This window comes from Luteimonas fraxinea, from assembly GCF_021233355.1.
GTDB lineage: Bacteria > Pseudomonadota > Gammaproteobacteria > Xanthomonadales > Xanthomonadaceae > Luteimonas > Luteimonas fraxinea.
Genome location: NZ_CP089507.1, coordinates 58,515 through 72,995, shown reverse-complemented (window position 1 = coordinate 72,995; position 14,481 = coordinate 58,515). Strand labels below are relative to the sequence as shown.

Below are 14,481 nucleotides of genomic sequence, written 5' to 3'. Positions count from 1 at the left end.
CTTGCTCCCGGAGGGAGAGGTGCTGTGGTCGCTCGGCCGTTCCGGCGCGCGACACCAAGCCGACACACGAAAGCGCTTCGCACATGCCTGCACGAAGCGCTCCCGCATCCGATCAGGCGGCAAGTCCCCGCGCCGCATACCGGTGCTGGTCGGCGCCGCTGCCGGCAGTGTTCACCGCTGCGAGGAAATCACGGCCCCAGCGTTCCACGTCGTAGTAGTGGACGATGTCGAACAGTTGACGCTGGCGGCCGACGGCTTCGTGTTCCGGCATCGAAAGCGCCTGTCGCAGACCGGCGACGAGATCGGTCAGATCGTGCGGATTGGTCAGCACCGCGCCTTTGAGTTCGGCGGCGGCGCCGGCGAATTCCGACAGCACCAGCGTGCCCGACGAACCTTCGATGCCCTGCGCGGCGACGAATTCCTTGGCCACCAGATTCAGTCCATCACGCAGCGGCGTAATCCACATGACGTCGGCGGCCGCGTAATGCGCAAGTACTTCTTCGAACGGCAGGCTGCGGGCGAAGAAGCGCACCGGGCTCCAGTCGAGCATCGCGTGGCGACCGTTGATGCGACCGACCGCCTGTTCGATCTGCGTCTGCAGTTCCTGGTAGACGGTCATCTCCTTGGACGCCGGCACGCAGATCATCAGCAGCGTGACCTTGCCGCGCAGATCGGGTTGTTCGCCGAGCAGGCGTTCGAACGCGAGCAGTTTCTCCAGCGTGCCCTTGGTGTAGTCGAGGCGTTCGACCGACAACACCAGCTTGCGACCGGAGAACTCGCGCCGGATCTGTTCCAGGCGCACACGCACCTTGGGCTGCGCCAGCCCCTTTTCGATGCGCTTGATGTCGGTGCCGACCGGATGCGCGCCGAGGCCGACGACGCGATCGCCGACACGGATGCGCGTCGTGGTCTCGTCCAGCCCCACTGCACATCCGTAGGTCAGGAAGCGCGGCGCGCAGCCTTCGCGTTCCAGCACTTCGGTCGGCATCGCACCGCGGACCACGTCGACGAAATTCTCGACCTGGCGCGGAATGTGGAAGCCGATGTAGTCGCACTGCAGCAGGCTGCCGAGGATCTCGCGGCGCCACGGCACCACGTTGAACACGTCGGCCGACGGAAAATACGTGTGGTGGAAGAACGCGATGCGCACGTCCGGGCGCAGCTCGCGCAGATAGGCCGGCACCATCCACAGGTTGTAGTCGTGCAGCCACACGGTCGCACCGGGCGCGGCTTCGGCAGCGGTCGCTTCGGCGAACTTGCGGTTTACGCGCAGATAGATGTTCCAGTCGTCTTCATTGAAGCGCGCGCGCTCCCAGAACGTGTGCAGCATCGGCCAGAAGGCTTCCTTCGAGAACCGCTTGTAGAACGCGTCGACCTCGGTCTGGGTCAGCGGCACGCGCGCGACGGTGAGATCGGGATACGCGTCGGGATCGACCGGCGTGCGCGTTTCGAACTTGCCGAGCTTGGGGTCGTCGACGCTCCACGCGACCCAGGAGCCTTTCTGGCCGCTGCCGAAGAAGCCGAGCAGGCTCGGGATGATGCCGTTGGGCGAGGTCGGGCGCCGGCGCTTGCGCTGGCCGTCCTCCACGTATTCCTCGTAGGGCAGACGGTGATAGACCATCACCAGATCCGACTGGCCGGTGCTGCGCTCGATCGTCTGGCGCAGATAGGGGTCGTCGGATTCGAGCAGATCGAAGTGCGTGATCGCTTCGAGAATGCCGCCGCAGCCCGGCGCCTGCGCCTGGAACACGTTCGACAGCTGGTCGGTGGCCTTGACGAGTGCGGGCTCGGATTCGCCCACGCAGACGCCCTGGAATCCGGAGGTGTACATCGACAGATCGTTGAGCGTGTCGCCGGCGACGAGCACGCGATCGCGCGGCAGCTCCAGATGGTCAGCGAGCGCGGCGAGCGTGCGGCCCTTGTCGGTGTCCGGCGGCAGGATGTCGAGGTAGCGGTCGGCCGAATACAGCACCGAGCAGCCGAGCTTGCGTGCGGTGGCCTCGATGTCGCCACGGATGCCGGCCAGCGCTTCCGGTTCGCAGAAATAGGAACAGCGGCGCTCCTGCGGCACGTCCTGGCGCACGAGGCCGGTGAAGCCGGCCATCGCATCGGCCACCGCGCGCTCACCCGGCCAGCGACGGTCGATGCGCGTCTGCAAGGGCTGGATCGGCTGCAGGGTGTGGCCGTCGACGACGGTGCCGCCGACATCGCAGATCACGTAGTCGGGACGCGGCAGGCTGGGGTCGGACAGCAGCGGCATGACGGCTTCGAGGCCGCGGCCGGTGACGAAGGTCAGGCGGATCTCGGGATGGCGGTCGACCAGACGGTAGAGCTGCTGGCGATGCGCGGGCGATCCGGCGAGGAAGGTGCCGTCGAGGTCGGTCGCGAGCATCAGTCGCGGCACGAACGGGGTATTGGCGGGGGTGAGGTCGGTGGTGGTGGTTTCCTGAGTCAACGTGGGTCCTTGTGGTGTGGATCGGAAAGGTCGGGCCCCTCGGGTGCGGGGCCGGTTTCGGGCAGCAGTTCGAGCGCGGACGGGGTGGTGCGCAGCATCGGATGGAAGACGGACGGATGGTCGCGGTCGCGACGACGGATCAGGCGACGGCCGGCGGCAATGATCGCCAGCGCGCCGAGCACGATCGCGAACGAAGCGGGCAGGGCGGATGGCCCGAAGCGCACCATCGCTGCACCTGCGAGCGCCGGGCCGATCGCCGAGCCCACGCCGTTGAGCAGCAGCAGGCTCGAGCAGCCCGACAGCGTGTCCTCGACCGGCAGATGGTCGAGCAGGTGCGCGACGCACAACGGATAGATCGCGAACGCCACGCCGCCGAACAGGAAGAACAGGCCGAACAGGGCGAAATGCGACCGGTCGGCAGCGAACATCATCGCCACGCCGATCACCGCCGCGATCGCGCAGATGATCGCCAGCGTCGTGCGGCGATCGCCGCGATCCGAGGCGCGGCCGATCGGCCATTGCAGCAGCGCGCCGCCGAGGATCGTCGCGCTCATCAGCGCGGCGATGCCCTGCAGATCGAGGCCGAGCCCGGTCGCGTAGACCGCGCCCATGCCCCAGAAGCCGCCCATTGCCAGGCCCGCCAGCAACGAACCTGTGGCCGCGGCGGGTGCCGCGCGCCACAGCGCCGCGAGTGCAAGCCGAGGTACCGCCGGCAGCGTCGGCTGCACCATGCGGCTGGCGACGACCGGCAACGCCGCGACGCAGATGAAGATCGCGACCACGCTGAAGAGCACGAAGGTCGACGGATCCATGAAGCTGATGAACCACTGGCCGGCGGCCAGCGCCAGCAGATTCACCGCCATGTAGACCGCGAAGACCTGGCTGCGCTTGTCCGGCGGCGCCTGCACGTTGAGCCAGCTTTCGATCACGGTGTACAGGCCGACGAGGCCGACGCCGGTCAGCACGCGCAGCGCGCCCCAGGCCCAGGGATTCACGAATACCGGATGCAGCAGGATCGCCGCGGCGACCAGCGCCGAATAGAACGCGAAGGCGCGGATGTGGCCGATCCGCTGGATCAGCCCCGGCGCCAGATAGGTGCCGAGGAAGAAGCCGACGAAGTAACCCGACATGATCAGGCCCATCGTCTGGTCGTCGAAGTTCTCGATCCGGCCGCGCACCGCCAGCAGGGTGCCGAGCAGGCCACTGCCCATCAGCAGCAGGGCGACGCCGACGAACAGCGCGGCGAGATTACGGACGACTGGAATGACGGACCTCCGGCAATATCAGCGAAGGTCTGAAAGTATAACATATTGAAAATGCTGGATATTTTCACCTGGAATCGACACCGGGCGACCATGCTGCGCTGCAGCGAAAACCGCAACGCAATCATGCGCTTGCAGCAGTTCCCGGACCGGATGACCAAAAATGAACACGCGTCCGGCGATGCTGTCGCGACGCCGCTCCGAGGACACCTGCCATGCGAATCCACCCGGTCCATCTGCTGCTTCCAGCCGCATTGCTGCTGGCCGCCTGCCAACCCGACATTGCGCCCGGCAGCGCCACCGCGCCTGCGTCGCCAGCACCGGATACGACTGCGCCGACTGCGGCCAGCGACGACGATGTGGTCGTATCGACCAACGAACCGTTCTGGCAAGCCACTGTCGAGGGCGACACGGTGATCCTGCGCGGTGTCGATGCGCCGGAGCGTCGCCTCACTGGCGCACGCGCATCGATGACCGCCGACGGGCGGCGTATCGACGCATCGGATGCGGACGGCTCCGTTGTATTGATCGTGCGCCGAATGCGCTGCGAGGACGACATGTCCGGCGCGCGCTTCCCGATGACCGGCCTGCTGACGATCGATGGCCGCGGCCCGTTCCGCGGCTGCGCGCGCCCCGCATCGATGCCGGTGCCGACGCCGCCGGGCGAGTTGGTCGACGAAGACGCGTCGACGACACTTCCCGATCGCTTTCTCGGCCGCTGGGATGCGGATGCCGAAGCCTGCAAGTCAGGCGGCAGCGATATGACGCTGCGTGTCGAACCGGGCGCGCTGCGCTTCCACGAAAGCATCGCCACGCCGACATCCGTGCTGGCACTCGACGACGACGCGGTGCGCGTGGCTGCGGATTACGAAGGCGAAGGCCAGACCTGGACTGCCGAGCGGCTCCTGCGTCTGGACGGCCCGGACACTCTGTTCGTCGGTGACGATGCCGGCGAAGGTGTCACGCGCGTACGCTGCGAGGATTGAGGGCAGGGCGGTGGCACCGCGCTGACGTACGACGGGTGCCACCGTGATCGATGCGGCTCAGGCCGTACCGAGCTGCTCGATGTCGCGGACGTCGCCCACCCACACGTAGTGCGGCGTCGCCGGTTGCCCGAAGTCGTCAAGCCGCAAGCGCGCGTTGTGGCCTTCATCGCCATCGCGGTTTCGGAAGATCTCCAGCGTCGGCCGGGCAGACACCGTGCCTTCGACGACGTTGCCGTCGTCGAGCGTGACGCGAACCCGGGCCTCGTCATCGAGCAGCATGATGCGCTGTTCGATCGCGTCGAGATCCTCGCGGCTGGTGAAGATGCGGGGTGGTGTCTGGCTCATTGGCAACTCCTTCGAGGGAATGCGCCCATGCTCGCGCGGCCCGCGCAACAGGCCGTGACGAATTGGTCTTGCGATGCAGGGGCCGGCGCGGGCGCCGGCGACACTCAGCCTTCGAGTGCGGGGCGCAGCAGCCGGTCGTACTCGGTCCGCACCACGCCATAGCACTCGCAGGAACGGGCCACGAGACATTCGCGGTCCAGCACCTGGATCACGCCGCGGCTGTAGCGGATGCAGCCGTCTTCCTGCAGGCGGCGCGCGGCCTCGGTGATGCCTTCACGGCGCACGCCCAGCAGATGCGCGATCTGCTCCTGGGTCATCTTGATCTCGACTGAGCCCACGCGGTCGTTGACCAGCAGCAGCCAGCGTGAGAGCTGCTTGTCGACCGTGTGATGACGGTTGCAGACGCCGGTCATCGCGGTCTGGGTCACCAGCGCCTGGAAGTAGCGCAGCAGGATTTCCTGGAACGCGCCGCCACGCTGGAACTCGCGGATCGCGAACTCGCCACGCAGGGCCAATGCCTCGCCGCCAACCTTGACCACGGCGCGCGTCGGCACGCTGCGTGCGCCGGTCAACAGACCGATGCCGACCACGCCTTCGTTGCCGACCATCGCAAACTCGCTGGTGTCGCCACTCTCCAGCGCATACATCAACGACACGATGCCTTCGCGCGGGAAGTAGATCGTCGTCTGGGCCACGTTGGCTTCGTGCAGCACCTTGCCGGCCGGCATGTCGACCAGCTGGACTTCGTCGCCGACGCGGTCACAGACGTCGTCGGGCAGGTCCTGCAGCAATCCATTGAGCGGCGCCCAGGGCGCTTTCTTCTTCATGCGCAGCGAAAGGTCTATCGGATGAACGAGTATGGATTTTCCCGTCTGAATGCGGTGTCGTATGTACGGCAGCGCGCATACAGCTGACTGAACTACGTGCGTTACCGAACAGACCCTGACTGCGCCCTGTTCACATGCTGTCGACCTGATGCAGCCCTGGTGGGCTGGGTCGCGCCCCCAACAAGGAAGCCGACGTGAACGCTGAAGACGTCGAGTTGTGCCGGGTGTACGGACAGATGTCCCGGGAATACATGAGTGAGCGTTCGTGGGAAGAGTGCGAGCCGCAGCTGCGCGAAGGCTGGTTGCGCTTGCGACGCAATCCCGATCTGAGCTGGGAGGACGCCGCGCCTCTGGTGCAGACGTTCTGGCAACTCACGCCCGCCAGCCCCGCCTGACGGTGTCTCAGTCCTCGCGTCCGGCGTCGAGCCGGATGCCGTCATCGTCGACGGCAAGATGCATCTCGATGGGCCGGCAGCAGACCGGACAGTCCTCGACGTAATCCGCATCGCCCACGCTGGCATCGACCAGCGTCTCGAAACGTTCTCCGCACCAGGGGCAGCGCAACTTGGCGACATCCTGCATCGCACGACCATAACGCATTGGCGTGCGCGCACCGTGAGCCGGTGACTTCACGTGGCGGGCAGATGCATTCGGCGACGGTAGGAAGCCGAGTCAAAAGCCGGAGTCCGCCATGACCGAGTCGCACCCCACGTTCAAGCCTTATGAGGCGCCCGCGGGCGGGTGGGGGTCGGTGCGATCGCTGCTGCGTTACGGCACCGGCGAAGGTGCGCAGACGATCGAAGGCGCGCGACAGCTGCAGCGCCAGAACAAGATCGACGGGTTCGCCTGCGTGAGTTGTTCCTGGGCCAAACCGGCCGAGCCGCACACTGCCGAGTTCTGCGAGAACGGCGCCAAGGCCACGATGTGGGAACTCGACACGCGTCGCGCGGATGCCGCCTTCTTTGCGCAGCACACTGTGACCGAACTGCTGACCTGGGCCGATCACGATCTCGAAGCCGCCGGCAGGCTGGTCGAACCGATGCGCTACGACCCGGCCAGCGACCACTACGTGCCGGTATCCTGGGATGATGCGTTTGCCATCGCCGCTGACGTGATGCGTGACATGCCACCCGAGCGCGCGGTGTTCTATGCGTCCGGCCGCGCATCGCTGGAAACGTCCTACATGTATGGCCTGCTGGCGCGCATGTACGGCAACAACAATCTGCCCGACAGCTCCAATATGTGTCACGAGAGCACATCGGTCGGCCTGCCACGCAGCATCGGCGTGCCGGTCGGCACCGTGCTGCTGGAAGACTTCGAACACACGGACTGCATCATTTCTTTCGGCCAGAACGTCGGCGTCAACAGCCCGCGCATGCTGCATCCGCTGCAGGAAGCTGCGCGCCGCGGCGCCGAGATCATCACCTTCAATCCGCTGTACGAGCGCGGGTGGGAGCGTTTCACCAATCCGCAGGAACCGCTGGCGATGGCCACCGGCGCGTCGACGCGCATCAGCAACGCCTACTTTCCGGTTCGTGCGGGCGGCGACATCGCGCTGATGCAGGGCCTGGCGCGTGCGTTGCTGGATCTCGACGACGCGGCGCAGGCGGAAGGCCGCGCGCGCGTGCTCGATGTCGGTTTCATCGAGACCCACACCAATGGTTTCGAAGCATTCGAAACCTGGCTGCGCGCGGCGGACTGGACCGACATCGAACGCGAGAGCGGACTGTCGCGTGCCGACATCGAAGGCGTGGCCGGCGTGTACGCGCAAGCCGAGTCGTCGATCCTGATCTACGGCATGGGCCTGACCCAGCATCGCCACGGCGTCGACAACGTGCGCATGGTCTGCAATCTCGCCCTGATGCGCGGCAATGTCGGTCGTCCGGGCGCGGGTATCTGCCCGGTGCGTGGGCATTCGAACGTGCAGGGGCAGCGCACCGTCGGCATTTCCGAGAAGCCCGAGCTCGTGCCGCTCGACAAGCTCGCCGCGCAGTACGGCTTCGAGCCGCCGCGCGAGAAGGGACTCGATACCGTCGGCACGGTGGAAGGCATTCTCGACGGCAGCGTCGAAGCCTTCATCGGACTCGGTGGCAATTTCTCCCGCGCCGCGCCCGATACCGGACGACTGGAACCCGCGTGGCAGGGACTCGCGTTGAGCCTGCAGGTCGCGACGCATCTCAACCGCAATCATCTGCTGTGCGGACGGGAGACCTTGCTGCTGCCGTGCCTGGGCCGGATCGAGGAAGACGTGCAGGATGGTGTGGCGCAACGCGTCAGCATCGAGGACAGCACGACCTGCATCCATGCCTCGTTCGGCAACAGCCCGCCGGCGGGTCCGATGTTGCGCTCCGAGCCCGCGATCGTCGCTGCGCTTGCGCAGGCGATCCTGTCGCCGGAACGCGCCGCGTGCGCGCCGTGGCAGTCGTGGGTCAGCGATTACGCCCGCGTGCGCGATGCGATCGAAGAGACGTATCCCGAACAGTTCCGCGATTTCAATGCACGGCTGTACACGCCGGGCGGCTTTCCGCGTCCGGTCGCGGCACGCGAACGGCGCTGGTCGACCCAGAGTGGCAAGGCCGAGTTCCACGTGCCCGACGTGATCTGCGCGACAGGTTTTGCCGACAAGGCGGGGCGCTATCGACTGCTGACCGTGCGCAGCAACGACCAGTTCAACACCACGGTCTACGGTTATCACGACCGCTTCCGCGGCATCGACGGCACGCGCCGCGTGGTGCTGATGAACGCCGACGACATCGCCGAGTTGGGTCTGGGTGATGGCGAACAGATCACCCTGGCGGCGGATTTCGACAATGATCCCGAGATCCGCGAAGTCGGCGGCCTGCGCGCGATTCCGTACCGCATTCCGCGCGGCTGCATCGCGGCCTATTACCCGGAATGCAATCCGCTGATCCCGGTCTCGCACCATGCGATCGACAGTCATGTGCCCGCGGGCAAGTCGGTGCCGGTGCGCGTTGTGCGTGGCGGCAATGCGCCGGTGCCGGCGGGGCCTGCGCCGGGCTGAGACCTGCGCGCCGGTCGTATACGTGTGCGAGCGACCGTGACACACCAATCCATCCCTTTGACTGGCCTGCGTGACCCCGCAGACCGATACTGACCGCCCACGTCGCTGCACCCGTCCCCGATGTCTGTCACTTCGCCGGCGCCTCTGCGCCCCGGCCGTATCCGCCTTGCGTTGTTCCTCGCCGGCTTCGCCACGTTTTCGCTGCTGTACGGCGTGCAGCCGCTGCTGCCCGAATTCGCGCGCGAGTTCGGCGTGGGGCCGGCGGCGAGTTCGCTGCCGCTGTCGCTGGCTACGCTGGGTCTGGCGCTGTCGATCTTCTGCGCCGGCGCGGTCTCGGAAAATCTCGGACGCCGCGGCCTGATGTTCGTATCGATGGCCGTCGCGGCGGTACTGACGATGCTCGCCGCGATGCTGTCGCACTGGCCGAGTCTCGTGATCGTGCGGGCGCTCGCCGGCATCGCGATGGGCGGTGTGCCGGCGGTGGCAATGGTCTATCTCGCTGAGGAATTCCCGGCCCAACGGCTGGGGTCGGCAGTCGGGCTGTACGTCGCCGGCAATGCCTTCGGCGGAATGATGGGGCGGCTGTCGGTGAGCTTTCTGACCGACTGGTTCGACTGGCGCACCGCGCTCGCGCTGCTCGGTGGATTCGATCTGCTGGTCGCGATCGCCTTCGTCTGGCTGCTGCCGAAATCGCGGCATTTCGTGCGCCAGCGCGGGGTCAATCTGCGCTTCCATCTGCGCGCCTGGGGCGGACATCTGCGCGATCCGCTGCTGCCGTGGCTGTTCGCGATTCCCTTCCTGGTCATGGGCGTGTTCGTCAGCGTCTACAACTATCTCGGCTTCCGGCTCGGCGCGGCGCCGTTCGATCTGTCGCAGGCCGAAATCGGCTGGATCTTCAGCGCATACGTGTTCGGCATCGTCAGTTCGACGGTCGCCGGCGGACTGTCGGATCGTTTCGGCCGCGGCCCGGTCGTCGTCGCCGGGGTACTGCTGGCCGCCGCCGGCGTGCTGCTGACGCTCGCGCCGACGCTGTGGATGATCGTGCCGGGCCTGGTGCTGCTGACGATCGGCTTCTTCATCGCGCATGCCGCGGCGAGCGCGTGGGTAGGCCGGCTCGGCCGCACGCATCGCAGCCATGCGGCCTCGCTGTATCTGTTGTCGTACTACATGGGCTCGAGCCTGATCGGTGCGACCAGCGGCTGGCTGTGGGCGCATGGCGGCTGGCCGGTGCTGGCCGGCGGCGCGCTCGTGATGCTGGTGCTCGCGTTCGTCGCGGCGCGGCACCTGCAGCGTCACGCACCGGATACGCGGTCGCCCCCGCATCCGTCCACCGCCTCGACCGGAGACTGATCCCCATGCACATCGACGCCCTCGACCATCTGGTGCTGACCGTCGCCGATATCGACGCGACCTGCGCGTTCTACGGCCGCGTGTTCGGCATGCAGGTCGTGACCTTCGGCGAAGGCCGGCGCGCGCTCGCTTTCGGCGTGCAGAAGATCAATCTGCACCAGGCCGGTCACGCGTTCGAACCGAAGGCGTTGCGACCGACGCCCGGTTCGGCGGACCTGTGTCTGCTGACGACAACGCCGCTGGACCTGGTGCAGGCCGAACTGCGCACTGCAGGCGTCCACATAGAAGACGGGCCGGTGCCCCGTACGGGGGCGACCGGCCCGATTCTGTCCGTCTATGTCCGTGATCCGGATGGCAACCTCATCGAGATCGCCAACCGGATCTGACGCGTCACGTCTTACAGCATCGCCAGTTCGACGTTGCTGAGCGTCTTGCCGTAATGCTTGCGCAGGCGCAGCTTGCGCTCGAGGTCATCGAGGATGCGGCCGGAGAAATCGAGACCGGTCAGCTCCTCGAGCATGTTGATGCCGCCGGGCGTGTCGACGTTCACTTCCATCAGCTTGTCGCCGACGATGTCGAGACCGACGAAGTACATGCCGTCGCGGATCAGCTTCGGCGCGACCAGTTCGGCCAGACGCAGTGCATCGGCATCGGGCTTGGCCATTTCGTACTTGCCGCCGGCGCTGATGTTGCTGCGCGCATCGCCGCTGTCGTTGTAGCGACGGATACAGGCGTAGGTGCCGTCGACTTCGAGCGGGCGGCCGTTGAGCATCAGCAGACGCAGGTCGCCGTCTTTCGCCTTGGGCAGATATTCCTGCGCGATCGCATAGCCGTCGCGCAGTACCGCGTCGATCATCTGGTTGAGGTTGCCGGCGCTTTCCGGCGTGACCACGAAGACGCTCTGGCCACCGGAGCCCTGCAGCGGCTTGATGACGCCGTAGCCCTCGCGCGCTTCGATGAAGGCCTTGATCTCGTCGATGTTGCAGCTGATGCAGGTGACCGGCCGGACGTCTTCGGGAAAATGCTGGAAATAGGTCTTGTTCGAGGCATCGGTCAGGTGCGTGGGATCGTTGACCACCAGCGCGTGCTTCAGCGCGCTGAGCTGCGCGAACAGCAGGCCGCTGCCGGGTGCCCAGGGGCGTTCGACCATTTCGTCGGCGGGATCGCTGCGCAGCATCAGCACGTCGAGATCATCGACGGAAATGCGCTCGGTGGGACACTCGTCCGACTGCAGGTCGGCGAGGAGCGCCGCATCGTCGGCGTAGTCCTGTCCGCAAGGCATGTGCGCGCAGGCGCGCACGGTGCCGTCGGCGTCGTAGGTGAAATCGGCGAGACCGACCAGGGCGATCTCATGGCCGCGCGACAGGGCGCGGCGGGCTAGACGGATCGTCGTGTAGTTGTCCTGCTCGGTGTCGACGTCGTTGACGACAAAGCCGAAACGCAGGGGATGTCCGTCTGTCATGCAGCATGCTCCGGGGTGCGGTGTGTGTGGAAGAGGCGCTCGACCGGCGTACGCCGGCAGGCGTCGAGGCGGCTGCGGAAATCCTCGTGGGTGGTGTAGCGGGGCAGCAGGGCAGGCGGCACGATCCAGCCGTCGTCGACCAGCGCGTCCAGCAGTTCCAGCTGCGGCAGTGCGAATTTGCCGAGGAACAAAGCATCGAAGTCGCCGCCGGCTTCCAGATAGGCGAGCAGATCGCGCAAGCCGCGCAGATAGACGGCGTCCTTGGTCAGGCCGCCGCCACGTCGCGCGCGCACGGCGACGTCGAAAGCGTCGTCGGTCGGCATGTCATGGGTTTCGTGCAGGCAGGCGAAGATCGCCGGCAACTGTTCGCCATGTGCGGCCATCGAGGTCGCGACCACACGTGCAGCGAGGATGCGCAGGCGTTCTCCGGGCAGATAGCCGGTGAGGAATTCGCCGAGCACGCCGAGGCCTTCCTGCATCGGGTCGTAGTGCGCCAGACCGACTTCGAGCTGGCGCAGGGCCTGCTGGCGGCCGTTGTGGCGGGTGACCACATGCGTGCCGATCTCGTGCTGGATCAGCGGCTGCACGCGTGCGCGCGGCAGGCGGATGTTGCCGTCGATGTAGAACGTGCCGTGCGAGACCATCAGCATCGAACTGATGTCGGTATCGACGACGACATCGATATGGAAGTCCGGCGCCTGCGCGCGATACCAGGCGATCTCGGCGTCGACCTGGCTGCGCACCTCGTCGATGCCGCAGTCGGCGGCCAGCGGTTCACCGCTGCCCACGCTCGCGAGAATGCGCTCGGCGAGCACCAACAGTTCCGGTTCCACCGCGCCGAACAGCGCGACGCTGGCATCGACGAAACCGACCTGGTCGCGCTGTTCGACCAGATCGATCATGCGGCCGAGTTCGCCCTGCTTCTCGGCCAGCAGAGACCGCAGCGCGGGGGATTCGATGTCGGCGACAGGCAATGAATCGAGCGCCTGGCGCGTCTCGACCAGATCGGTGTCGAGATCGACATAGCGCAGCGTGGGTTCGAGTGTTCGGCCCGACGTCTCGAATGCATTCCAAAGGCCCACGCCATCGAGCGGCGACAGCGCGAGCAGCCAGTCGAGCCGCGCGTCGAGCGCGGCGAGCGCGTTGTCCACACGCGCGGCCACCGGCGGCAACGGTCGTGCGACCGGCCGCCGGGCAACGCCCGCGCTCACTTGAGGAACTCCGGACGCACCGCGTCGACCGCATGCGATAGACCATCGCGCAGTTCGTACAGCGCGGGGATGTCCGCCTGGCCGCTCCATTCGTCCATGAAGATCTTCTTGTACTCGGGCGAGATCGTGCAGACGCGATCGCCCCAGTTCTCGAAGACCCATTCGGGAAAGTGGCCGCCGGTCGGGAAGCGCACATTGCAGCGCACGTCAGGCAGCGCGCCGCGTACCGGATGTCGGCGCAGCACGTTGGCGAAGCGCTTCGCGGTTTGGCCCCAGCGCTCGGGGTCGAGCGTGGTGATGCCGAGTTCGATATCCGGATTGGCGTCCTGCGACGCGGGCGCGGCGTCGGGTCCATCGCGGCGGTGGTTGTAGCTGTGGATGTCGATCAGCAGCGCGCTGCCCCAGCGGGCCACGGTGCGGTCGATCAGCTCGCCGATCGTGTCGTAAAAGCGGTCATGCAGCGCCAGCGAGGTTTCGCGTTCGGCGTCGTCGAGCGGCGTGGTCCAGACATCGAGACCCCAGCAGGCCTCGGGACCGGTGTAGACGGCCTCGGCCCGCGGGCGATTGAGATCGATCTCGAAGCGCGACTGGCGCACCCTCAGTCGGGTGTCGCCGACCTGGGTCAGCAGGCTGGTGAGTGGGTCTTCCTCGCGCCAGCGCGCATCGTCGTCGAGCTTGACGCGTGAGCGCAGGGACGGACGCAAGGCGTGGCCGTCGTGGATCGCGGTCGCGATGACCGGGCCGTCGGCGACGGCAAGATCCCAAGCGTCGACGCGCTCGAGCAGCACGGGCGGCGTGGTGTCGGAAAACAGGGGGGCGGGGGCGGAACGGCGTGGATCAGGCATGTCGCGCATGCTCGCAGCCAAGGAATGATGTGCTCGTGACCACATCCGCGCCCGGCCTTGACGCCTGTTTAACCTACAATCGCGCCTCTCTCGCGCAGACCTTTCCTCATGGCGCCCAAGGCCACCGTCTACAAAGCCGAACTCCAGGTCACCGACATGGACCGGCATTACTATGCTTCGCGCGATCTCGTGCTGGCGCAGCATCCGTCGGAAACCGAAGCGCGTCTGATGGTGCGGCTGATCACCTTCGCGCTGTTCGCCGATGAACGCCTCGAGTTCGGCCGCGGCCTCAGCAACGAGGAAGAACCGGATCTGTGGCGCCGCGATTACACCGGCGACATCGAGCAGTGGATCGACCTCGGCCAGCCCGACGAAAGCCGCATCCGCAAGGCCAGCGGCCGCTCGCGCCAGGTCGTGGTGGTGAACTACAGCGGCAACGCCGCGCAGATCTGGTGGGACCGGATCGCGAACTCGCTGACGCGTCTGAAGAACCTCACCGTGGTCGATCTCGATCCGGCGAAGATCGATGAGGCGGTCGGCCTGCTGCAGCGGAGCATGCGCCTGACCGCAATGATTCAGGACGGCGAACTGCAGCTGATGAGTGAGTCCGAGACGGTCACGATGATCCCGGTCTGGCGGGTGCGACCGGCGGAGAGTTGACTGGCGATTGTCCCAGGCTGCGAGTTTTTCCAGTTCGCGCGAGGCAAACACCTCTC

The 14,481-nt window shown here is 66.5% G+C and carries 14 protein-coding genes; 6 read left to right on the top strand and 8 right to left on the bottom strand.

Annotation, left to right across the window (positions count from 1 at the left end; all coding sequences use genetic code 11):
- Positions 1-112: 112 nt before the first annotated feature.
- Both ggpS and LU699_RS00350 read right to left on the bottom strand, forming a co-directional pair.
- Entirely contained in the window at positions 113-2,455 is a 2,343-nt protein-coding gene (ggpS, locus tag LU699_RS00355) for a glucosylglycerol-phosphate synthase (RefSeq protein WP_232149253.1), read from the bottom strand.
- Positions 2,452-3,720, bottom strand: a complete 1,269-nt coding sequence (locus LU699_RS00350; RefSeq protein WP_269781367.1) for an MFS transporter — start codon at positions 3,718-3,720, stop codon at positions 2,452-2,454. Before LU699_RS00350 ends, ggpS begins: the two co-directional genes overlap by 4 nt.
- Before the next feature lie 212 nt (positions 3,721-3,932).
- On the opposite strand from LU699_RS00350, the gene LU699_RS00345 reads away from it, so the two are divergent.
- Positions 3,933-4,703 carry a hypothetical protein gene (locus LU699_RS00345; RefSeq protein ID WP_232134996.1) on the top strand — a complete coding sequence of 257 codons (771 nt, stop codon included), beginning with the start codon at positions 3,933-3,935 and terminating at the stop codon, positions 4,701-4,703.
- 57 nt (positions 4,704-4,760) lie between these two features.
- On the opposite strand, the gene LU699_RS00340 is transcribed toward LU699_RS00345, so the two are convergent.
- Together LU699_RS00340 and LU699_RS00335 are read right to left on the bottom strand one after the other, a co-directional pair.
- Entirely contained in the window at positions 4,761-5,048 is a 288-nt protein-coding gene (locus tag LU699_RS00340) for a DUF3247 family protein (RefSeq protein WP_232134998.1), read from the bottom strand.
- 104 nt (positions 5,049-5,152) lie between these two features.
- A complete protein-coding gene (locus LU699_RS00335) occupies positions 5,153-5,875 on the bottom strand; it encodes a Crp/Fnr family transcriptional regulator (RefSeq protein ID WP_232135000.1) in 723 nt (240 codons plus the stop codon).
- Between the two features lie 194 nt (positions 5,876-6,069).
- Between LU699_RS00335 and LU699_RS00330 the strand changes: the two genes are divergently transcribed.
- Positions 6,070-6,270 (top strand): hypothetical protein, encoded by a 201-nt coding sequence (locus LU699_RS00330; protein ID WP_232135002.1) that lies wholly within the window; start codon positions 6,070-6,072, stop codon positions 6,268-6,270.
- 7 nt (positions 6,271-6,277) lie between these two features.
- Here the strand turns inward: LU699_RS00330 and LU699_RS00325 are convergent, their stop codons facing one another.
- Positions 6,278-6,457, bottom strand: coding sequence for a CPXCG motif-containing cysteine-rich protein (locus tag LU699_RS00325; protein WP_159681730.1), 180 nt, complete (start codon positions 6,455-6,457; stop codon positions 6,278-6,280).
- 109 nt (positions 6,458-6,566) lie between these two features.
- On the opposite strand from LU699_RS00325, the gene LU699_RS00320 reads away from it, so the two are divergent.
- The 3 genes from LU699_RS00320 (at position 6,567) to LU699_RS00310 (ending at position 10,633) form a co-directional block, all read left to right on the top strand.
- Positions 6,567-8,897 carry an FdhF/YdeP family oxidoreductase gene (locus LU699_RS00320; protein WP_232135004.1) on the top strand — a complete coding sequence of 777 codons (2,331 nt, stop codon included), beginning with the start codon at positions 6,567-6,569 and terminating at the stop codon, positions 8,895-8,897.
- 120 nt (positions 8,898-9,017) lie between these two features.
- Positions 9,018-10,247, top strand: coding sequence for an MFS transporter (locus tag LU699_RS00315; protein WP_232135006.1), 1,230 nt, complete (start codon positions 9,018-9,020; stop codon positions 10,245-10,247).
- 5 nt (positions 10,248-10,252) lie between these two features.
- Complete coding sequence (locus LU699_RS00310; RefSeq protein ID WP_232135008.1) at positions 10,253-10,633, top strand: VOC family protein; 381 nt, start codon at positions 10,253-10,255, stop codon at positions 10,631-10,633.
- 11 nt (positions 10,634-10,644) lie between these two features.
- Here LU699_RS00310 and LU699_RS00305 read toward each other — a convergent pair whose 3' ends face one another.
- Genes LU699_RS00305 through LU699_RS00295 form a run of 3 tightly spaced genes read right to left on the bottom strand, consistent with a single transcriptional unit; the run spans position 10,645 to position 13,765 of the window.
- On the bottom strand, positions 10,645-11,709 hold the full coding sequence (locus tag LU699_RS00305) for an ATP-grasp domain-containing protein (protein WP_232135010.1): 1,065 nt from the start codon (positions 11,707-11,709) through the stop codon (positions 10,645-10,647).
- Entirely contained in the window at positions 11,706-12,920 is a 1,215-nt protein-coding gene (locus tag LU699_RS00300; RefSeq protein ID WP_232135012.1) for a peptidase MATCAP family protein, read from the bottom strand. Before LU699_RS00300 ends, LU699_RS00305 begins: the two co-directional genes overlap by 4 nt.
- Entirely contained in the window at positions 12,917-13,765 is an 849-nt protein-coding gene (locus tag LU699_RS00295) for an N-formylglutamate amidohydrolase (protein ID WP_232580441.1), read from the bottom strand. The genes LU699_RS00300 and LU699_RS00295 overlap by 4 nt, the downstream gene beginning before the upstream one ends.
- A gap of 108 nt (positions 13,766-13,873) precedes the next feature.
- Here LU699_RS00295 and LU699_RS00290 point away from each other — a divergent pair, with 108 nt between their 5' ends.
- Positions 13,874-14,425, top strand: coding sequence for a YaeQ family protein (locus LU699_RS00290; protein ID WP_232135016.1), 552 nt, complete (start codon positions 13,874-13,876; stop codon positions 14,423-14,425).
- Positions 14,426-14,481: the final 56 nt, after the last annotated feature.

Coding starts and splice junctions, on each gene's coding strand:
- LU699_RS00345 (WP_232134996.1), top strand. CDS start 3,933: ATGCGAATCCACCCGGTCCATCTGCTGCTTCCAGCCGCATTGCTGCTG.
- LU699_RS00340 (WP_232134998.1), bottom strand. CDS start 5,048: ATGAGCCAGACACCACCCCGCATCTTCACCAGCCGCGAGGATCTCGAC.
- LU699_RS00335 (WP_232135000.1), bottom strand. CDS start 5,875: ATGAAGAAGAAAGCGCCCTGGGCGCCGCTCAATGGATTGCTGCAGGAC.
- LU699_RS00325 (WP_159681730.1), bottom strand. CDS start 6,457: ATGCAGGATGTCGCCAAGTTGCGCTGCCCCTGGTGCGGAGAACGTTTC.
- LU699_RS00320 (WP_232135004.1), top strand. CDS start 6,567: ATGACCGAGTCGCACCCCACGTTCAAGCCTTATGAGGCGCCCGCGGGC.
- LU699_RS00315 (WP_232135006.1), top strand. CDS start 9,018: ATGTCTGTCACTTCGCCGGCGCCTCTGCGCCCCGGCCGTATCCGCCTT.
- LU699_RS00310 (WP_232135008.1), top strand. CDS start 10,253: ATGCACATCGACGCCCTCGACCATCTGGTGCTGACCGTCGCCGATATC.
- LU699_RS00305 (WP_232135010.1), bottom strand. CDS start 11,709: ATGACAGACGGACATCCCCTGCGTTTCGGCTTTGTCGTCAACGACGTC.
- LU699_RS00295 (WP_232580441.1), bottom strand. CDS start 13,765: ATGCCTGATCCACGCCGTTCCGCCCCCGCCCCCCTGTTTTCCGACACC.
- LU699_RS00290 (WP_232135016.1), top strand. CDS start 13,874: ATGGCGCCCAAGGCCACCGTCTACAAAGCCGAACTCCAGGTCACCGAC.